The sequence below is a fragment of the Treponema sp. OMZ 305 genome (genome assembly GCF_024181325.1).
Lineage (GTDB): Bacteria > Spirochaetota > Spirochaetia > Treponematales > Treponemataceae > Treponema.
The window spans coordinates 1,696,448-1,717,439 of the sequence record NZ_CP051300.1 but is presented as its reverse complement, the minus strand read 5'-3'; the positions used below and the strand labels follow the sequence as shown (position 1 = coordinate 1,717,439).

Genomic DNA, 20,992 nt, shown 5'->3' with positions numbered 1-20,992 from the left:
CGTTTACGGTTCTATCGGAGTATTTCCGCTATCGAGAATAGCCCATCCACTTGCCTTCGCTTGCTGTAATGCGGCGGCAGAGGGCTTGCCGTTTTTGATTTTATCTTCCACCGCTAAAATGCGTGCTTCGCGGACTGCGGCGCTGTTTTCTGTTGCAGCGGGAAGGCTTTTCAGCAAAGCGTCCATTGCTTCCGTTTCAATTGCGTTCATATAGCACCGCAGCTGTGTGAGTTTTTTACAACCTGATACATCCAGTGCCGATAATCGATTGATGCCGCACCACAAAAGTTCAAGCTGACTCTGTTGTGAAATGTCCAATTTGCTTAAACGGTTATTATAACATTGCAGCCGTTTTAAGTTCTTATTTGCGGATAATTGCAGCTGTGCTATTTTATTGCCTGCGCAGTACAGTACTTCGATATCGGGACAGCGGGAAACATCGATGTTTTCTACAGTGCCGTTATCTTTAATATCCAGTTCGCGGATGTCTCCGGTGAATACGACCGTCGTTCCCGTAGCTTTCAGTAGCTGCATCGGTTTGTCCTCGTTGAGTTCGCGAACAGCATCCGTTCCCTGAATCACTGTTTTATCGGCGCCCTGTACTCTTACCGCTGAGCCGTCTTGTGTTTTTATTCTAATCGATAGCGTTGAGCCTTCGGGAACGGTAATCGTTACGGTTCCCGTTTTTTGCGATGAAGCCGGTGCTGTTGTACAAGCGGCAATCATTACCGCTGCTGCAAGCAAAATGCCTGTTTTTAAAATTGTTTTCATAGATTTTCTCCTACTTGATTTTCACTATTCTTTGATACGAGCGGCAAGCGCTTGAGCGGTAAATCCGAGATGCTCCGCAACTTTTTTCGCAGGGCCAGATTCGCCGAAACGTTCTATCGAAAAAATATCTTTCTCCGGCGACTGTACCCAGCCTTCCCAGCCTTGTTTAACTCCGGCTTCCGCAACTATTACACGGCCGTTGTTACCGACTAGCTGTGCTTTACAGGAAGATGTTTGCGCTTCCAGAAGCTCTTTCGACGGAACGGAAACCACCCGTACTTTTTTCGGGGCTGCAAGCTGAGCGGCTTCGCAGGCAAGGCTGACTTCGGAACCGGTTGCAAGTATCGTTACATCGGGCGTACCGTCCGTATTTTTTACGATATAGCTGCCGGCGGCTTTCATCAGAGCTTTCCACTGAGGTTCGGCTTTTTCCAGTATGGGCAGATTCTGGCGGCTCAGTATTAAACAGACCGGCCGGTCTTTCTGCTCCAGCGCGATCCTCCATGCGACGGCGGTTTCTTCCGCATCGGCAGGGCGGAGTACCAATAGATTAGGAATGGCGCGGAGACTTGCGAGTGTTTCCACCGGCTGATGGGTCGGGCCGTCTTCGCCGACAAAGATGGAGTCGTGGGTCAATACAAAAATAGAAGGGATGCGCATCAGTGCCGCGAGCCGGAGCGCCGGACGCAGATAGTCGGAGAACACGGCAAAGGTTGCGCAGAAGGCGCGGAAACCGCCGTGCAGCTGAATACCGTTGGTAATCGTTGCCATCGCGAATTCTCTGATACCGAAGTGGATGTACCGTCCCTGCGGCGTTGCTGCGGTGAACGATTGGGCATCCTGCAAGGCGACCGCATTCGGCCCCTGCAAGTCCGCCGAACCGCCGACGAGATTCGGGAACGCCTTTGCAAAAGCGTTTAGTGCGGTTTTGGAAGCTGCCCGCGTCGCAATCATTTCATCTTTTTTAAAGGTAGGATCGGCAACGCCGTCGAGTACTGCTTGGTCGATACCGCCTTGTACAAAGCTGCGATCCCATTCTTTACGCCGTTCGGGATAGGCGGCGCTCCACGCGGCAAAGCGGCTATTCCAGTCCGCTTCCGATTGAGCGAATTCCTTTTGCCGCTCTTCAAAATAACGGTAGGCTTCGGGTGCGACAAAGAACTGTTTTGCAGGATCAAGCCCCAGCGTCTTCTTTGCCTGCGCCAGCTTCTCCTGACCGAGCGGCGCTCCGTGCGCAGCAGCGGTTCCCTCGACAGCGGGCGCTCCTTTTCCGATTACCGAATCAAGTATGATGAGCGAGGGGCGTGGATCTTTTTTTGCCTCCGCAGTGAGTTTTTCTATATCGCTGTAGGAATACATCGACCCGTGCAGCACCTGCCAACCGTAAGCCTCGTATCGCTTTGTAACATCTTCGGTAAAGGCAATATCGGTTGAACCGTCTATCGTAATATTGTTTTTATCATAGTACACGATGAGCTTACCGAGTTTCAGCGTACCGGCAAGGCTCGATGCTTCGGAAGAAACGCCTTCCATTAAACAGCCTTCTCCCACCAGCGCGTAAGTGTAGTGATCGACAATGCGGTACTCTTCGGTGTTGAACCGCGCTGCAAGCATCGCTTCGGCGATCGCCATCCCGACTGCGGTAGAAATGCCCTGACCGAGCGGCCCGGTGGTGGCTTCGACGCCGGGTGTCAGTCCGTATTCGGGATGCCCTGCACAGCGGGAACCGATCTGCCGGAATGAGCGGATATCGTCGAGCGAAAGATCGTAACCGGCAAGATGCAGCGCGGCATACAGGAGCATAGACCCGTGCCCCGCCGACAAGATGAACCGGTCGCGGTCTACCCATTGGGGATTTTTCGGATTATGCCGTAAAATTTTTGCGTACAGCATCGCTGCGAGTTCGGCGGCCCCGAGCGGAAGCCCGGGATGGCCGGAATTGGCTTTTTCGATTGCATCGATTGAAAGGCTCCGTATCGAAAGCGCTACGGCGTCAAGTTCTTTATTCATAGTTCCTCCAATATGTTACGGCTGCGGAATAAGTTCGAGCAGCTCGGCGATAATTTCATCTGCACTGATATTTTCCGCGCTCGCTTCATACGAAAGTTTTAAGCGGTGGCGCAGAATAGGGTAGGCGAGAGTTTTTATGTCTTCGGGAAGAACGTAGTCGCGTCCGTTTAAAAATGCCCGTATCTTTGAGCACCGGTAGAGGGCGATGCTCGCGCGGGGAGAGGCTCCAACGGTGATATAGCTGAGGTAACTGCCGCGGGGCAGCTCTTCCCGTTTTTCGATAATGGGACGGGTTGCCGTAACCAGTGAAATAATGTATTCGTGTAAACCTTCGGTGCAGCGGACTGCTTCGGCGCCTCTACGGATGGTATGGAGCATATCGACGGAAAGAATTGCTTCGGTTTCGGGCGCTTGCATTTTTTTTACCGAAGCGGTGATATTCTCGCTTTTCAGCATGATGACGAGTTCATCCGCCGGTTTAGGGTAGGGGACAAAGAGTTTAAACAGGAAGCGGTCGAGTTCTGCTTCGGGAAGGGGATAGGTACCCTCCTGTTCAATCGGATTCTGGGTTGCAAGCACGAAGAACGGTTCGGGGAGGGGATAGCTCGTTTCGCCGATGGTAACCTGACCTTCCGCCATCGCTTCGAGCAATGCGGATTGAACCTTTGCCGGAGCGCGGTTTATTTCGTCAGCCAGCACTACGTGCGCAAAAAGCGGCCCCTTTCGTACCGCAAAGCGATGCGCGGTAGAATCAAAGATGAGCGTTCCGGTAAGATCGGCAGGTAGCAAGTCGGGCGTGAACTGGATGCGTTTGAAACTTAATTGAGAAAGCTCCGCGAAAGTCCGTACCGTTAAGGTTTTGGCAAGGCCGGGCGCCCCCTCCAATAACACGTGTCCGCCTGCAATATAGGCAACAAGAATATCGTCAATGAGCCGTTCCTGCCCGATCACGGATACGGCCATTTGTTTTTTAAACGCAGCAACCCGCTGCAGCGCTTCGGTTTGTAAACTCTCCATATTAAGGGAGTGTACGCATATTTTTCATTCTATGCAAGATAATGTAATTCTGTAACTTCTTATAATCTTATTCCTTGTATGTAGGCTGCATTTTACTTTTAATCATATTGATAGTGTTAGAAAAAGCGATTTTAAAGGAGCCGCGTGTGAAAAAAAAGATTTTTTCCCCTTGTTTTGATTCTTGCCGGTGTGTTTATAATTGCCGGCTGTCGCAATCCTTCTCTGAGGACGTATACGGTAACGTTTAATACGCAAGGTATTGGTACTGCTCCGGCAATGCTTACGGTTGCGGAAGGAAGTAAACTGACCGCAGCGCAGACACCGGCACCTACGGCCATCCCTTCAAATAAAAGCTTTGGCGGCTGGTTTAAAGACACTTCTTGTACGCAGCCGTGGAACCATGCCACCGATACGGTTACCAAAGATATTACGCTCTACGCAAAGTGGCGTAATGCTTCGCCGCTTACTCCAATTGAACCTTCGACGCCGCTATACACGGTAACGTTTAATACGCAAGGTATTGGTACTGCTCCGGCGATGCTTACGGTTGCGGAAGGGAGTAAGCTCACCGCAGCACAAACGCCCATACCGACCGATATTCCTACTGGTAAAGGTTTTAGCGGCTGGTTTAAAGACACTTCTTGTACGCAGCCGTGGAACTATAATAGTGATACCGTTACAGCGGATATTACGCTCTATGCAAAATGGCGTAATGCTTCGCCGCTTACTCCAATTGAACCGTTGTATACGGTAACGTTTAATACGCGCAATCTTACATCACCCCTCACTCCGATAACTGTTATTAAAAATCATACTATCCCTGCAACTGATATACCGAATCCTACGCACCGGACATGGGATTTTTCCGGCTGGTATAAAGATAAAAATTGCAATGCTCAATGGAATACGGCCTCCGATACCGTTACGGCAGATATAACGCTTTATGCAAAATGGACTCCTAAAACTCTTTCAAAACAGGATTTATGGGAAAGTAAGAACACTGAAGGATCGACAAACTATTTTCGAATTCCGGCATTGGCACAGACAAAAGATGGGACGCTGATTGCCGTTACGGATTTACGATACAATCATACTGCCGATATCGGTAAGTTCGGGCCTAATGGGGAATGGGGGCAAGCCTCCCATATTTATCGCGTGGATGTAATAATTAAACGCTCTACCGATAACGGCTTGACATGGGATAGCAGCAGTACAAAAATTACAAATGCACCGGATAATCCCGTGCAATACGGTTATGGAGATGCCGCTATCGTGGCGGATAGAGAGTCGGATAATGTACTGATTATTTGCGCTCACGGGGATACCCGCTACGGACATTATACAGCAGGAAATACAAATACACGGCTTAAAGTTGTTAAGCTCCGTTCCTTAGACGGAGGTAAAACGTTTACACAGCCTGAGGAAATTACGACTTCCATTTACGGTTTAAACGGTAATTGGGGAACGCTCTTTTTCGGTTCGGGGAAGATTATGCAGTCTCGCAAGATAAAAAAAGATAAGTATTATCGTATTTATGCAGCCCTGTTAGTTAAAAAGACATCAAAAGCTCTCTTCGGAAATGCCGTATTGTACTCTGACGATTTCGGTGAAACATGGCAGGTTCTCGGTGATGCAACGGTGTCGCCGATACCGAACGGTGATGAAGCCAAGGTTGAAGAGCTTCCCGACGGTAGAGTATTGCTTTCAAGTCGCACAAAAAACGGACGTCTTTTTAATATCTTCACTTATATAAATGAAGAAACAGCAAGCGGACGTTGGGAAAGCGGACAAAAAGCACAGCTCGGAACGGAACGCGGTACGAATGGTGAAATATGTATTATACAAGCCCGTAAAGCCGATACGAAAGCGCCGGTATATCTTGCATTACAGTCTATTCCCTTATCCTCAAAACCGCACCCTAAGAGCGACGAACCGAACATACGTATGAATGTAGGTATCTATTGGCGCGTAATAGAAGAGAACATCGGTCTTTCGGCATTGGCAGACAGTACCAAGTGGGAAAAATATCAGATATTTACCGGAGAAAGCGGGTATTCGACAATGGTGATGCAGCAGGATCACCGGATCGGTTTTTTATATGAAAAATATGACCATATTACTCATTCTACAGATATGAATGACGTATACGATATCCGCTATGAGACTTTACCTATCAGCACTATTACTAACGGCGAATACGAAGCGGCGTTTTTAACGGAGTAGCAACATAGTTTCCGTAAGCCTTTTGAAATAGACTGTCCGGAAGTGTACCTCCGTGTACAACTGCTTAACGACGAGATTTGTGCATAACACAAATCTCGCTCCTGTATAAAACCACTGCCATCCTTGGCAGTTCTGAAGATGTTAGGAGCGTACAAAAAACACCCGCAGGCACGGTAAAAAATGTACGTCCTGTACATTTTTTACCTACGTGTTTGCTGCGCAAACACGCTGCTGCGTAGAACCACCGCCGTCCATGGCGGTTCTGATACGTCGAGCATTTATTGCAGAAGCGGCACGGATGCCGCTCGTCGTAAACAGTAGCGATGTTTCGGCACCGCCGAAACTCACAGTCAAAACTATACACGGATGTATAGTTTTGACGATGCGACAACGCAGATATGCCGTATATTTCAAAAGGTCTAGTAGGTTTTATTATGCGGCAGTATAATCGGGAACAGTTTTACGTCTTTTGACTTTGCCGCTTCGATAACGCCCTCTTTCGTAATTGAACCTTGAGGGCGGGGATGGGGTGGCGCATCACCGATAAGGATCAGTTTACGGTCGGTATCCGCATCGGTGCGCCATTCAAGGTCGAGTCCCGCGTCGATGCCTTCGTAAACCGCTTCGGGGATGTCGCGGCCGCCGAATACGCTAAAGCTCTTGAGCGCAGCGGAAAAACGATCGATGTCCGAGGTAAAATCGGTTGCGGTTTTAGTCAAAAAATCATCATAGTAGTCTTTATATAGGACAAGCCCTATCCGGTAGGAATCATATTTGGGAAGTACCTTTTTCAACGAAGCCGCAAGCAGCTCTCTGACTTTTTTTATATCATCCTTCATACTTTCGGTTGCATCGATGACAAACACCACATCGAGTTTTTTGTGTTTCTTCGGCGTCAGAATTACTTCAATTGAGGGCATAATACCGTCGACGTTTTCAGAGTAGATCAGTTTATTGCCGCTCAAACGGGCAAGTTCCGAAAAAGAAGCGGCGGCCGGTTCGCTAAAGGCCGGATCATGTACTTCCTTAATTGATTTTTGCGTTACACGCAGTACGAAGGGGTTATCGCTAAAGGAGCCGGTATAATCGGCATACGGCTTTTCAAATGCGCGGATATTAAAAAATGTGCCGTCCAATACCTGTACTTCGCCGTGTCTGTCCCATTCATAGCCGTAACAGATAATGTACGGTACCCAAATATGAAATGCTTCGCCGAGCGGCGTGTCTTTTTCGGGGCTGGAGTCTATCAGGCTGTAAAGCCGCTTTCCTCGGGTATCCAGCTCTTTGCCGTTCAGGATACGCTTTTCATCGCCGTTAATGCTGTTATATTGGAAATCACGGTAGGCAAAGTTATCGAGCCGATTTTGAGGATCCTTTGTCGTCTCCGTCATCAAGATGGAAGCGATATCGGGCTTTTTTCGAATATAAAAGTGATATCCGGCGCCCTTGGGGTCTTGAATAACCGCAAGATCGCTTTGGTCAAGCTCTAAATCCGCCCCGAATACGGGAAACAGGAATCCGATAAGCGCAATAACCGTAATAATACCGTTCTTTTTCATATCTTTAATATCGAACGGATTACTTACGCGGCTTAATTTTTTTCTGCGTTTTTTCGGGATTTTTCTTTTTGCTTTCCTTTATATCCCACTCAACGTCGATGAGGCGGGCTTCCAAGTCGGGAATTTTTTTGAGGTTGATACAGTTTTTCCGATGAATGATAACGCCTCTGCCGTTGGCGACATAGCCGCAGATGGCGGAATCGGAGGTCGGCTTGCAGCACCCGGCAAAACGTACGGGAAAGTTGGTAGAACCGCCGATGCGTATCCGCAATGCGGGGTTTTTCTTGGGATCCTTTTGAGCTGATTCGCGTTCCCGTTTTGCCGTTTCAGCTTCTTCCGGTGTTTCTTTGGGCGGCCGCGGTGCTTCTTTTGCCGAATCTTCGGCAATATCCGTTCGCTGTCCTTTTTCTTCTTTTTCAGTGTGAAGGAGGTTTTCGTGCAATTGGAGCCATGCGCGGATTTTTTGACGAGCCCGCGTTGTATGGGCGTTTTCGTATTGGTTGTGCGTGGGGTGCGCATTCGGGTGCGTGATAACCTCCACCACCTGCGTGTTTTTGAGCGGGCGAGAAAGCGGGATGATGGCGCCGTCTGCCTTCGCGGATACGAGCTTTTCCCCTATCGACGAATGGATACGGTATGCAAAATCGACGGCGGTTGCACCGGCAGGCAACTCGATAATATCACCCTTAGGAGTAAACACAAAAATCGAATCGCTTAATAAATCGCTTTTCAGTTCCGCGAGGAATTCTTCATTATTAAAGCGCTGTTGTGCGAGCGACTTGACCTGCTGCACAAAAGATAATTCCTGCTCGTTCGCCGTTTTGTTCTTGCTGTGTTTTTTATACACCCAGTGGCTTGCAACGCCGCGCTCGGCTATTTCGTGCATTTCGTGCGTGCGGATCTGGATTTCTAAGGTTTGGCCGCCTTTGCAGATAACGGTGGTGTGGAGACTTTGATAGCCGTTCGCTTTCGGCATCGCGATGTAGTCCTTGAAGCGGCCTTCAAGCGGCTTCCATACCGTGTGCATCAGGCCGAGGATAGTATAGCACTCGTTCACTGTGGTGCATAAAATCCGCACGGCGAGGAGGTCGTACAATTCATCCGCCGCCTTGTTCCGCTTTTTCATTTTTTGATAGATAGACCAAAAATGCTTGGCACGGCTTTGCACCTTAACCGTGATTCCCGCTTTCTCCATCGTTTGATAGATGGTTTTTTCGGCGCTCTGCAAAAAGGCTTCCCGTTCTTTTTTCTTTGCCGCAACAACGGTTTTTATCTGATCAAAGGCTTCGCGGTTGATGTATTTGAGGCTTAAATCTTCAAGCTCATTTTGAACGGTGGAAATACCCATCCGCTGGGCAAGCGGCGCCCAAATTTCACTGATTTCGCCGGCGATACTGCGCTGCCATTCCGTAGGGTATTCGGAAATATAGCGAATCTTATTGAGTCGATCGGCGAGTTGGACAATCATAACCCGTAAGTCGCTTACGAGGGAGAAGAACATTTTGCACACGGTATCGGTATGTTCTTTGCTTTTGCCGTACAGCTTTACGTCGGAAAACTTTGCCGCCGCATTCAAAATATCTGCCGCCGTATTTCCGAATTGAGCACGCAGTTGCTCATCCGGTAACGTAAAGCTGCCGTCTTCGCTGTAGAGCAGCGCGCAGATGATGCTTTCGGAATCCATTTCAAGCGCGGCAAGGCTGTGCGCCATGCGCAGTGAATGGGCGGCGTCATGCGGAATAGGGGCGTCTGCTGCCGTATCGGGTATACGGTTTGCAAGCAAAAGATTCCACGCCGCGGTAATCCGGGCGGCGTCTTCAGGACTTTCCGCTTCCGCATAACAGGGATACTGCGCAAAAAAATGTTCAAGACTGCTTAAGTTTTCAACTTTTTGTATCATCGTCTACAACCTCCGGGCAATCACAGCAGACTCCTTTTGCAAATATACGGCGCATCTGCGTTGTCGCTACGCCGAAATAAATGCTCAACGTACAACAAGTACGCTTCCGCTTTATTTCGGCTAGGCTCCTAGCATCTACGCCGTCTATTTGCAAAAGGTTTTTCAGTACCGCCATGGATGGCGGTGGTTCCATACAATAGCGATGTTTTGTGCGTGCACAAAACTCGCCTTCAACTGATGTACAGGGATGTACATCAGTTGAAGATGGTTCAAATGGTCTCACAACCTCAATTATTTTGCGGTCTTGATCAATTGGTCTGCTGTGATGCCCCTTCGTTTAAAATAAACTGCGGAAAATTTTGGAAAAATTTTCCGCAAAAGGAATGCAACCGTACCGAAGGCCTCTCATCAAACAATATACGCCTTTGCACATTGCTTGATGGCGGATTTGCCGCAAATCAAATTCACTGTTGTTTAGTACGCCCGCAGAATTTTGTATTAAGATAGAGCGATTGCTTCCACTTCCTGTATGGTTAGGTCGGTAGCTTGTGCAATTTTTTCGGTTGATAACCCCATAGCGAATAAGTTCCGTGCCGTTTCGAGGGCTTTTTGATAGGAACCGCGTGCTTCACCTTCGGCAAGACCTTGCACAATACCTGCTTTCCATCCATCATTTCTCGCATCACGCTCGATAGTATTCACTAACATATACTCCCTCCTCAATTCTTCACTTGCCTTTACTTCCTTGATTCGACGCTCCAGTCTTTGGATAAATTCGTCATCGCTGACTTTTCCGTTCATGTACTCTAAAAATATTTTCAGTTTTTCATTCTTTTCGTGCTCCGCCGCTTTACTGTTTATAATGATCTTTGTTATCCCATCGCCCAGTTCTATCCGATTATCTTCACTGCATATCGTCTTAAAGGTATAAACTGGCAGTGTTTTTTCAAGATAGTCAAACGTGCAGAAAAAGAGTATAAACGTATCGGGCAGACTTTCGTATGGTTTGCTCTTCCCCAATATGCTAACATCAATGGCTGCTTTCGTCAAAAGTGTACATCCTTGTACACTTTTGACGGCGAGTTTCGATAAATCGAAACATCGCTTCTGCTTAATACGCGCGGCATCCGTGCCGCTACTGAAAATGTATCACAGTACCGCCAAGGATGGCGGTGATTCCATGCAGTAGCGACGTTTTGCCGAACGGCAAAACTCGTGTTTTCCGATAGACACGGATGTCTATCGGAAAACGACATTTCTATGTCGTAAATGCGCCCCTTGCAATCTTTTGCCCATACGTCAAACCGAACCCCCTTAGCTCGTCCTGCGTCATCTATTGTCTTTTGTAATTCTATTTCGGTTATGGTTTCTACTTTTCCCTGTAAAACACGATTTAAAAGCGTTTTGCAAATTTCAGGATCTTCCATTACACGATAGAACATATAATCGTCGGCTATGGTTAGTTCGTCAAATTCTTTTTCCACAGTATATTTCTCCTGCCTTTCTTTTGTTATTATAGCATAAAAAGAGATGGGGACAAGCTGTTTTATTCTGAAATAACATGAATGAGTAGATCTCTTACACTGTGCGCTATGAGAATTATATTGTCTGATTCGGTTGCTCCGATACGCCCTCGATTAGTCTGTCTTGGCCTGCTAAGTCCTGATGGATACGGATGTCCGAAAAGCCTGCGGTTTCAAAGAGCCGACGGGCGGCTTGGGCATGGTATTCTCCTACCTCGCTTAACAGGACGCCGTTGCGGTTTAGGACAGTACGGGTATTATTTGTCAAAATCCGTATAAAATCAAGACCGTCGGAGCCGCCGTCGAGGGCTAATGCCGGTTCATTCCGCCCGTCTTTGAGTAGTTCCTGCGTCAGTGCGGAGGGTACATACGGCGGATTGGCAGCGATGAGGTCGAAACGGAGATTATTGGGGAGCAGGGAAGATGGAGAGCGTGATTCACTAACACGGGCGATGGTTTCCGGCAATGTGTGCATATCTCCTTTGGTGATGTGCAACCGGGTTTGTGTTTCAGCCGACAGGAGCCGCTGTGCATTGAGGCGGGCTATGGCGAGGGCTGCGTTTTCAGTATTGCCGACTGCATAAACAAATCGACGGCGTAGCGGCGGGCATCGGCGACGGTAAACATCCGGTTATGCTTGGGCTTTCATCATTTGCTCGCGGGCGGCGATGCAGAGCGCTTCGACGATTTCGTTGAGGTCTCCTTGCATAATCGCATCGAGCTTGTAGAGGGTTAGGTTAATCCGGTGGTCGGTTACACGGTTTTGCGTTCGGTATAGATAACCGTCAGCACTTTGTTGACCATGCCGATTGTTTTGTACCGCAACTCGTCTATGGAAGAATGGAATAGTCACTGACTATGCCGTCCGTACAAAAAACGCTGATATCCAGTTGTGCAGGGGATGGAGCGCTGTCTTCTACCCTAATGTGCGCAATCCTTCCTGTGTTGTAAGGGGGACATAGGGGGGAGGTACTACCAACAAAGTTTCGCAAAATAAATCTAAGGAAGACCTCTAAAAAACTGAGGTTTTTAGAGGTTCCCTAAAAAAACTTTTATCCGAAAAAGTTTCCTCCCGCCCCTAAAAGCGGGGCTTGGGGAAGCCTCCCCAAATTCCCCTTATGCCCCCAGCTCTTGCTGGGGCGGTGCCTTACTCAAGCTCGTCCTCATGCCCATGCTCATTTATTTTATACATATTCCAGTGTTTATTGTCTTTTGCGTTGTCAAAAGCGGCTTTCAATTCAGGCGGAGCGGTAAAGTCCTTGTGATTACCCTCGGTTACGCCCGTTTGTTCGGTGTAAAGAAAACACAGTGAAGGATTGTGCAGCGATTGGAGCTCCGGTAAATCGTTCAACAGTTTTGTCATCACTTTGGCATTCAGCTTGTTGCCGTAGCAACGCAGCCATTCCAAATCCCTTAATCCTTGCACATTAAGGACGGTAAACTGATTACGATGGCACTCCAGACGTATCAAAGCGGTTAAGCCTTGCACGTTAAGGGACGTAAGCTCATTGTTCTCGCAGTTCAGCCATTGCAATGCGGTCAAGCCTTGTACATCAAGGGCACTAAGCCGATTGTTGCCACACTTCAGTAATTCCAAAGCAGTCAAGCCTTGTACGTCAATGTCAGTAAGCTGATTGCTGTCGCAGTACAAATCTTTCAAAGCGGTACATCCTTCTACATTAAGGGACGTAAGCTCATTGTTCTCACAGTTCAGCTCTTGCAATGCGGTTAACCCTTGCACGTTAAGCTCGGTAAGTTTATTCTTGTTGCATTCCAACTTTTGCAAAGCGTTTAAGTCTTGCACGTTAAGTAAAGAAAGTTGATTGTCGAAGCAGAGCAGCCTTTGCAATGCGGTTAACCCTTGCACGTTAAACTCTGTGAGATTATTGCTGTAGCATTCCAATCTTTGCAAAGCGGTTAAGCCCTGCAGGTTAAGAGAAACAAGCTGATTGTCGCCGCAGATTAGCCTTTGCAATGCGGCACACCCTTGCACGTTAAGGGCGGTAAGTTTATTTTCATAGAGCTCAAGCTCGATGATGTTTCCTTCGAGTATGACGGCGGTGTCCGTTGCATTCAGTGTGGTTTCACTGTCGTTTGCAAGCGTTGTTACGGTGCAGCCTGTCACTTTTATAGGATTCCCGTCTTTAGTTTTTGCCTTAACTTTGATGTCTTTTTTGTCGGGGCTGAGGGTAAGAAATGCCCCTTCCGGCACGGTGATGATGCCCGAAGCTGCTTCTTTTCCGCTCAAGTTGTCTTTCACTTTTATGCGCGTGCTTCCTACGCCCACGCACTGCACCGCCGCCTCGCCCGTGGCGTCGTTAAGAGCCACGCTTATGACGGCAGGGTCTTCCGGCTCTGCCGTGTAGTTGCCCGAACCCGCCTTGACGAGCTTATAGGTAAAACTTTCCGTCTTTCCTTTGGTAAAGGCTTGGCTTTCAAGCTCGAGCGTATTGCCCACATATTTGAACTTTACTTTGACCGTTACCGCAGCGCTCACTTCCACCGTTGCCGTCGGGCTTCCGGCAGTGCCGCCTGATTGCAATGCAGTTTCAGGCAAAACCTGCCACGCATCTACGGCAAACTGAGCGTCGGGCTTTGCCGTAAAGGTGAGGGTTTTATGCAGCTCAACGCTTGCAGGGCTTACCGTTATGTCGGCTTCCGTGCCTTCGACCTTTGCCTTGAGCGTTCCGCCCTGAACTCCCGCCTCCGTGTTCTCTACGCCAAAAGTGACTTCGTGGCTGATGTGCTTAAAGCTCACTTTGACTATGGCGGGCTTTGTTACGGTGAGTGTGTAGGTTGTGCCGGTTCCCGCTTCGGGAGCGTGCACACCGTCAAGCGTCCACTTTTCCACCGTGTAGTTCGCCTCGGGCACTGCCGTAAAGGTTACGGTCTTACCCTGTTCTACTTGAGCCCCCGTCTTGAGCTCGATTGCGCCTGCTCCCTCGCCCACCTTTGCTGTAAGCGTGCCGTGCCCGCCTTCCACACTAAAAGTGATCTGATATTTTGGCGGTGTTACCGTTACAGTACAGTCAGCTGTTTTACCGCCGTCTTCGGTTGTTACGGTAATTTTAGCTATTCCAACTTTTTTTGCCCTTACCGTACCGTCTTGATTTACTTCCGCAACTTCCTTATTGTCGGAACTCCACGTTAGTTTTTTGTTCGCTGCGTTTTCAGGGTTCACCTTTGCAGTCAGTTTCTCGGTTGTTCCTTCCTCAAGCGTCAGCGCAGTTTTATTCAGCGTTACCCCTGTTACCGCTACCGGCGTATCTACAGTTTGCTTACAGCCAACTACTAACGCCGCAAGCATCAGTACCGCTGCTATTCCGCTTAAAAGCTTTCCGTTCATTAATTTTATATTTTTCATCTGCAATATTCCTCCAAAATTATCATTGTTGAATAGTCAATATTTGTAATTTGTAATGCGTAATCAATTTGTAATTGGTAATGTGTAATTTGTAATTCAATTACCAATTACCAATTATCCATTACTCATTACAAATTGAATAAATTACCCGGAATCGAACCAAATCGCTGCTCCGCTTTTGCGGTAATACGTACTGTTAATGATGTGTATCAACTGAAAAAAGCAGATAAGATGATGCCGTTTCGTTTTTGTTGATAAAAAAAGATGATGAGTTTTACGTTGAAAAAATGATGAAAAACTATCTAGTGCTGAGTTGCTGAGTTGCTGAGTTGCTGAGTTGCTGAGTTGCTGAGTTGCTGAGTTGCTGAGTTGCTGAGTTGCTGAGTTGCTGAGTTGCTGAGTTGCTGAGTTGATTATGACGTCACTTGCTATCATGTCAAGCCCCTTTTGCAAATATGCGGGTATCTCCTTCGTTGCTGCGAAAAAACTAATTCAGAGCATCCGGTTTCCGGCAGCTTCGTTCCGAATGTCCCGTCAGGGATAGCGAAAAAGTAACCGGCTTTTGAGACACCCCCGGTTGCTCCGATACGCCCTCGATTAGTCTGTCTTGGCTTGCTAAATCTTGGTGGATACGGACATCCGAAAAACCTGCGGTTTCAAAGAGCTTGCTTGCGGCTTTGGCATGGTATTCTCCGACCTCGCTTAAAAGGACGCCGTTGCGGTTTAGGACAGTACGGGTATTATTTGTCAAAATCCGTATAAAATCAAGACCGTCGGAGCCGCCGTTGAGGGCTAATGCCGGTTCATTTCGGCCGTCTTTGAGCAGTTCTTGCGTCAATGTGGAGGGGACATACGGCGGATTGGCAGCGATGAGGTCGAAGCGGAGAAGATCGTGGGGTAGGGGCGGGGAGAAGATTCCTCCGGCGGTTTCGGAACAGCGGCTTTCGCCCGATCGCAGCAGCTTCTGAAAGCGGGTGATGGTTTCCGGCAATGTACACATATCTCCTTCGAAGATGTAAAGCCGCCTTTGAGTTTCCGCTGGAAGGAGCCGCTGTGCATTGAGGCGGGCTATGGCGAGAGCTGCGGGGGAAATATCGGCGGCAATGCAGCATATATTTCTGATGCCTTCCAATTCTAGCGTATGTAAGATGGATATTGCAACGCAGCCCGATCCGGTGCAGGGGTCGAGTATGAACAAGGTTTGATCCTGTCGGAGAGCCGCCGCTTTTTCTCTTATGATAACAAGGCTCCGCTCTACCAGCAGTTCGGTATCGGGCTTAGGGATAAGCACATCGGGGGTAACCTGAAATGAAAGCCCCCAAAAGTCTTTTTCGCCGGTGATATAGGCAATGGGTAAACCGGTGCAGCGCCGCTCTGCCGCCGCGCAAAAGGCTTCCCGTATCGGGGAGATATCGGCGTCATCATGGGCAAAAAGCCATGCCCGCGGCTTATTAAGAAAGCGCTGCAGCAGGACATCCGCATCGAGCGTTAAAGACGAGCGGGGCTGCGTTTTCAGTATTGCCGACTGCATAAACAAATCGACGGCGCATCGGCGGGCATCGGCGACGGTAAACATCCGGTTATGCTTGGGCTTTCATCATTTGCTCGCGGGCAGCGATGCAGAGCGCTTCGACAATTTCGTTGAGGTCTCCCTGCATAATCGCATCGAGCTTGTAGAGGGTCAGGTTAATCCGGTGGTCGGTTACGCGGTTTTGCGGATAGTTGTAGGTACGGATGCGCTCCGAGCGGTCGCCCGAACCGACTTGATTTTTTCGGTCTTCCGCCCGCTCCGACTGCTTCTTCGCCTCCTCCATGTCGTAGAGGCGGCTCCGCAAGACGCGCATTGCCTTTGCCTTGTTTTTAATCTGGCTCTTTTCGTCTTGACAGATAACGACAAGACCGGTCGGAATATGGGTAAGCCGCACGGCGGAGTCGGTGGTGTTGACGCACTGACCGCCGGGACCTCCTGCGCGCATAACATCGATGCGCAAGTCTTCCTGCTTGATAACGATTTCCGTTTCCTCCGCTTCGGGTAAAACCGCAACGGTTACCGCACTTGTGTGGATACGCCCCGAACCTTCCGTTTCCGGTACGCGCTGTACGCGGTGCACACCCGATTCATAGCGGAGACTTCCGTACACATACTTGCCCGAAATGGACAGTGTTACTTCTTTAAATCCGCCTAGTTCAGTTTCGTTGGAAGAAAGAATTTCGTATTTCCAGTTTTTCAGTTCCGCATAGTGCGTGTACATTTTTAACAGATCCGCTGCAAAGAGCGCCGCCTCTTCTCCGCCGGTACCGCCGCGTATTTCCATAATGATGTTTTTTTCTTCCAGCGGGTCGGGCGGAATGAGCAACACTTTCAGGTTGTTCTCGCTTTGCTCCAGCTGAGCTTCTAAGTTATGCAGCTCTTCCCGCGCCATCTCTTTCAGCTCATGGTCGGTTTCTTCCTGCATCATTGCGCGGGTTTGCCCGATGTCGTTCTCCAACCGGAGATACTTCGCATATTCATCCATCAGCTTTGAAAGATAGGCGTGTTCCCGCATCGCTTCCTTATAGCGGTTTTGATTTTTAATCAACGCAGGGTCTTGTATTTCTTGTTCCAATTCTTTCCAACGAACCGATAAACTTTCAAGTTTTTCTTTCATAATCATTCACCTTATAATGCACTTTTAGCCGAATAGAACGGCTGATAATCTTGAGGGACATTAGACCTGTTCAGAAACGGAAGTTTCCAAACAGGTTTATTGATAATGATAGTGTCGGAACGCAGCTAAGGCTGCTGCATGGCTTCTAAAATTTCTTTATTGTTGAATAGTTTTGCATAACCGAGTGCGGACATGCCCAGCCGGTCGGCGATATTCCAATCGGCATGATGTTCTATGAGCAGCTTTACCATAGGGATATCCTTTCTACCGACAGCAAAGATTAATGCTGTCTGACCGTCCTTGCTCTGAATATTTGTATCCGCATTTTTCGAGAGAAGCAATTTTGCGGTTTTTAAATCACCGATTTGAGCAGCTTCCATCAATGCCGAATAGGAACGGTCTTCGGAACAGAGATTGATCTCTGCTCCATATTCAAGCAGTAATGAGGCAATTTCATAATGTGAGTCTCTAATTGCGAGTGAAAGTACAGGGGTGCCGCGCGTGTCTCGCTGCGAAGCATTATAGCCTGCCTCTAAAAAGAGCCGGACAATTTCGTATTTGCCTTCTTCTACTGTTTCTGTAAAATTCGACTCACAACAAGGAAAGCCGTTATCCAGTAACTGTTCGCGGGCAATTCGCTTGCGTTCTACTAGTAGGAAATTATGTTGTTCTTTAATAAAATAATCTTCAAATAGATCAAGCGCCAGAGGAATGATAAATTGTTTGCAGCTTTCCGGCAAGGATACGGCATTTTCTTGTCCAAGTGTTAAGATAGGTAAATTTTTTCCGATACCAAGACCTAAAAAGAAAATAAATGCAGGATTGAGCGTGGACGTATGCTTACCAAAAATAAATAAAATATGTGAAGCATCATGCAGCAATACGGTGGGAGAATAGCTGCCATTATCCCAAATTGTATCGACTTGGCGATATACAACATCACATTCATGCGATTCAATGATATGAGCGGCGGTTTCGGATATTTTTTTTCCCGTTTTTTCATACAGAATAACGACTTTCATAGTAATTGTCAGGCAGTATAATGTAAAACGTAAATCATTTCAATGATTTTTGAAAGTCTGAGGTTCAATTGAGCCTGAGCGTATCAGCGCTATCTTCGCCGTTACCGGCCCCATTAATTCATATAACACCGAAGATGCTAAAATGATGTTAAACAGGATGAGACCGTCTTTTTCCGGCAACATTGCTTTTCCCATAAATGCAAGCCCGATGGCAACACCTGCTTGCGGCATCAGCGCAAACCCCATATTGTCCGTTATCTTCTTATCGAGTGACAGCATTTTACACGATGTGTATGCACCGATGTACTTTCCGATTATCCTGATACAAAAATACGCAACTCCGATAATCCCCGCCGTTACAATAATGGTGAGATCCATATTCATACCGGAGATGATAAAAAAGCTGCTCATCACCGGAGGAGAAAAATTATTCATTTGGTCGAACAGGGTTTTATCATTTGTCCGGTTGTAATACACTGCGCCGCACACCATACAGGCAAGCAGCGGGCTTACCTCGAAGTATGAGCAGATGCCGGAAATTAAAAAAAGGAACGCGACAGCTAAAATCAGGCGATTGTCAAAGCTCCGTTTTTCCGTAATGAGAAACTCCATACACAGAGCGGTCATGAATCCCAACATCAGCATTGCGGCATTAAGAGCAATCGGCTTCACAATGCTCATAATATTAAACACAGCACTGTCCTGTGCATTGACGACGGCAACCATGATACTGAACACAAAAAGACAAACAACATCGTCAAAAGCAGTGATATGCAACAGCAGATCGACAAACGGGCCTTTTCCATTGTATTCCTTTATCGTCATAATAGTGCTGGCGGGAGCGGTCGCGGTTGCAATCGCACCGAGTAAGAGTGAGAATGAAAGCTTCATTTTAAAGACAAAGATCATAACGACGGTAACCAAGCATCCCGCTAACAGAGATTCGCAGAGCGTGATAAATACGATATTCCGGAATTCCTTTCTGCCGTCGCTCCGTTTAAAGTAGCGCCCCATATCAAAAGCGATAAAACTGAGTGCGATAATCGAAATAACGTCCAAGTTGACGATAAAATGCCGGTGAATTAAATGCAATCCGCTTGGGCCAATCAATATTCCGGCAAGAATATAGCCGCTTACCTTCGGCAGTTGGAGCTTTTTTGTGAATCGAGTGACCAAAAATCCGCTTATCAATATCAGCGCAAAGGATATCAGGATTGTGGTAGGTAAATTGAGGTCTTTAACAATGTTGTAAATAAAATCGATTATATCCATCTTTTTTGCTCATCTTTGATACGCATAGGTGCGTCGCCGAAAGGGCGATTGTGAATTTAGCGGTGTTCCATACTATAGTATATACCTAAAAGACGCAACCTCCTTTTGAAATATACGACGCATCTACTGCGTTTCTCTTATACTGCTGATTTCACTATTCTCTTTATCTTTTTTCCCCATAAAACCGATACATAATTTATATCCATAATGCTCGAGATATCCTCCGCTGTTATATCATATTTAGGCCCCCTTTCTCACAATGAGCTTATAAAATTACTCCATTCTTTTGCGATGACGCATGAAGTGGAGTGATACAATAAAAGTGCAGTACTAAAATTGCCGAAAAAGAGAGGAGGAAGGACAATGAAACGGTACGATCAGAATGGAAAACGATAGGGTAATTCGGGACAAAATGTATAAATTATCAATACATTTCCTTGACAATATGTCGAAAGCATTGTAGAATAATTAAAACCGTGCTCGAGCACGGTTTGATATTTTCGATTAGATGTTTTATTAGGAGGAATGTATGAAACGGAAAATCGGTATAGCTCTTATGGTCTTTATGACCGGAATAGGAGCCTTATTTGCGGGGGGCACAACAGAAACGTCGGAAGCACCCAGAATAGGCGTTTCCATGCCTACAAAGGATCTGCAGAGATGGACTCAGGACGGCGACAATATTAAAATGTTGTTGGAAAAATCGGGCTACAAAGTCGATTTGCAATATGCAAACAACGATATAGCCGTACAGGCATCTCAAATTGAAAATATGCTGACTAAAAACTGCAAAGTAATAGTTATAGCAGCAATCGACGGTTCATCGCTCACGGAAGTTCTTAAAACCGCCAAAGAAAACGGCGTTCCCGTTATTGCTTATGACAGACTTATTATGAACAGCGATGCGGTACGCTATTATGCAACATTCGACAACTACAAGGTCGGTCAATTTCAGGGAGCTTACCTGCGCGACACGCTTAAATTGGACACGGCAAAAGAACCTGTATACATCGAATTATTTACCGGCCCCACAGACGATAACAATGTGAACTTCTTTTTCCCGGGTGCAATGGATATTCTAAATCCTTACATCAAAAAAGGCGTCTTGGTCGTCCGTTCAGGACAAACCGAAAAAGCTCAGGTTGCAACACCCAACTGGTCGACTGAAGAAGCTCAAAAAAGAATGGAGAATTTGATCAGTGCCTACGGTTACGGTCCGACAGGCACAAAACTGCACGCGGTATTATCATCAAACGATTCCGTTGCGCAGGGTATTACCAATGCACTTGTTGCGGCCGGATACACGAAGGAAAACTTCCCGCTGCTTACGGGACAGGACTGTGATATTACTTCGGTAAAAAATATGTTGAAAGGCCGTCAGAGTATGTCGGTATTTAAAGATACCAGAACACTGGCAGGTAAAGTATCGGAGATGATTGACGCTCTCGTAAAAGGAACAAAACCTCCGATTAACGACACAAAAACATATAACAACGGTACCGGAGTTATTCCTTCATTTTTGTGCGAACCTGTTTTTGCAACAATCGATAACTATAAAAAGTTATTGGTTGAAAGCGGCTATTATACCGAAGCGCAGTTGAAAAACTAAAACCGATTCGTGTTGAGGTCTTAAACAGTGCCGATAAACTGTCGGCACTGTTTTTAGATTGCGATTAAGTATGA

The 20,992-nt window shown here is 47.4% G+C and carries 16 protein-coding genes and 1 pseudogene; 2 read left to right on the top strand and 15 right to left on the bottom strand.

The window, feature by feature from the left end; translation table 11 throughout:
• Nucleotides 1–3: 3 nt before the first annotated feature.
• From ABK01_RS07560 to ABK01_RS07550, 3 genes are read right to left on the bottom strand one after another with little or no spacing between them, the layout of a single operon-like run.
• A complete protein-coding gene (locus tag ABK01_RS07560; protein ID WP_253675202.1) occupies nucleotides 4–771 on the bottom strand; it encodes a hypothetical protein in 768 nt (255 codons plus the stop codon).
• A gap of 24 nt (nucleotides 772–795) precedes the next feature.
• A complete protein-coding gene (tkt, locus tag ABK01_RS07555) occupies nucleotides 796–2,781 on the bottom strand; it encodes a transketolase (protein ID WP_253675200.1) in 1,986 nt (661 codons plus the stop codon).
• A gap of 15 nt (nucleotides 2,782–2,796) precedes the next feature.
• A complete protein-coding gene (locus ABK01_RS07550) occupies nucleotides 2,797–3,798 on the bottom strand; it encodes an AAA family ATPase (protein WP_253675198.1) in 1,002 nt (333 codons plus the stop codon).
• A gap of 189 nt (nucleotides 3,799–3,987) precedes the next feature.
• Here ABK01_RS07550 and ABK01_RS07545 point away from each other — a divergent pair, with 189 nt between their 5' ends.
• Nucleotides 3,988–6,021, top strand: coding sequence for an InlB B-repeat-containing protein (locus tag ABK01_RS07545; RefSeq protein ID WP_253675197.1), 2,034 nt, complete (start codon nucleotides 3,988–3,990; stop codon nucleotides 6,019–6,021).
• A gap of 204 nt (nucleotides 6,022–6,225) precedes the next feature.
• On the opposite strand, the gene ABK01_RS07540 is transcribed toward ABK01_RS07545, so the two are convergent.
• From ABK01_RS07540 to ABK01_RS07485, 12 genes and pseudogenes are all read right to left on the bottom strand, one after another.
• A complete protein-coding gene (locus ABK01_RS07540) occupies nucleotides 6,226–6,369 on the bottom strand; it encodes a hypothetical protein (RefSeq protein WP_206181113.1) in 144 nt (47 codons plus the stop codon).
• 71 nt (nucleotides 6,370–6,440) lie between these two features.
• The gene (locus ABK01_RS07535; RefSeq protein WP_253675195.1) at nucleotides 6,441–7,580 is read right to left on the bottom strand and encodes a vWA domain-containing protein; all 1,140 of its coding nucleotides are present in this window, start codon (nucleotides 7,578–7,580) and stop codon (nucleotides 6,441–6,443) included.
• A 19-nt stretch (nucleotides 7,581–7,599) separates the two neighbouring features.
• Complete coding sequence (locus ABK01_RS07530; protein WP_253675194.1) at nucleotides 7,600–9,480, bottom strand: RelA/SpoT family protein; 1,881 nt, start codon at nucleotides 9,478–9,480, stop codon at nucleotides 7,600–7,602.
• 498 nt (nucleotides 9,481–9,978) lie between these two features.
• Nucleotides 9,979–10,530: an Rpn family recombination-promoting nuclease/putative transposase gene (locus ABK01_RS07525; protein WP_253675193.1), complete on the bottom strand. Its 552-nt coding sequence runs from the start codon at nucleotides 10,528–10,530 to the stop codon at nucleotides 9,979–9,981.
• Nucleotides 10,527–10,964, bottom strand: coding sequence for a hypothetical protein (locus ABK01_RS07520; RefSeq protein WP_230974307.1), 438 nt, complete (start codon nucleotides 10,962–10,964; stop codon nucleotides 10,527–10,529). The genes ABK01_RS07525 and ABK01_RS07520 overlap by 4 nt, the downstream gene beginning before the upstream one ends.
• A 115-nt stretch (nucleotides 10,965–11,079) precedes the next feature.
• Nucleotides 11,080–11,478: a class I SAM-dependent methyltransferase gene (locus ABK01_RS07515; protein WP_230974308.1), complete on the bottom strand. Its 399-nt coding sequence runs from the start codon at nucleotides 11,476–11,478 to the stop codon at nucleotides 11,080–11,082.
• 156 nt (nucleotides 11,479–11,634) lie between these two features.
• Nucleotides 11,635–11,769: pseudogene (locus tag ABK01_RS07510) on the bottom strand (peptide chain release factor 1); the annotation flags it as partial.
• Nucleotides 11,770–12,150: 381 nt separating this feature from the next.
• Nucleotides 12,151–14,367 (bottom strand): Ig-like domain-containing protein, encoded by a 2,217-nt coding sequence (locus ABK01_RS07505; protein WP_253675192.1) that lies wholly within the window; start codon nucleotides 14,365–14,367, stop codon nucleotides 12,151–12,153.
• Nucleotides 14,368–14,854: 487 nt separating this feature from the next.
• Nucleotides 14,855–15,943, bottom strand: a complete 1,089-nt coding sequence (gene prmC, locus ABK01_RS07500) for a peptide chain release factor N(5)-glutamine methyltransferase (RefSeq protein WP_253675191.1) — start codon at nucleotides 15,941–15,943, stop codon at nucleotides 14,855–14,857.
• A gap of 4 nt (nucleotides 15,944–15,947) precedes the next feature.
• Complete coding sequence (gene prfA / locus ABK01_RS07495; protein ID WP_253675189.1) at nucleotides 15,948–17,015, bottom strand: peptide chain release factor 1; 1,068 nt, start codon at nucleotides 17,013–17,015, stop codon at nucleotides 15,948–15,950.
• A 125-nt stretch (nucleotides 17,016–17,140) separates the two neighbouring features.
• Nucleotides 17,141–18,037, bottom strand: a complete 897-nt coding sequence (locus tag ABK01_RS07490) for an ankyrin repeat domain-containing protein (RefSeq protein ID WP_253675188.1) — start codon at nucleotides 18,035–18,037, stop codon at nucleotides 17,141–17,143.
• A 39-nt stretch (nucleotides 18,038–18,076) separates the two neighbouring features.
• Complete coding sequence (locus ABK01_RS07485; protein ID WP_253675187.1) at nucleotides 18,077–19,309, bottom strand: cation:proton antiporter; 1,233 nt, start codon at nucleotides 19,307–19,309, stop codon at nucleotides 18,077–18,079.
• 529 nt (nucleotides 19,310–19,838) lie between these two features.
• Between ABK01_RS07485 and chvE the strand changes: the two genes are divergently transcribed.
• Entirely contained in the window at nucleotides 19,839–20,918 is a 1,080-nt protein-coding gene (gene chvE / locus ABK01_RS07480; RefSeq protein ID WP_212564738.1) for a multiple monosaccharide ABC transporter substrate-binding protein, read from the top strand.
• Nucleotides 20,919–20,992 lie beyond the last annotated feature (74 nt).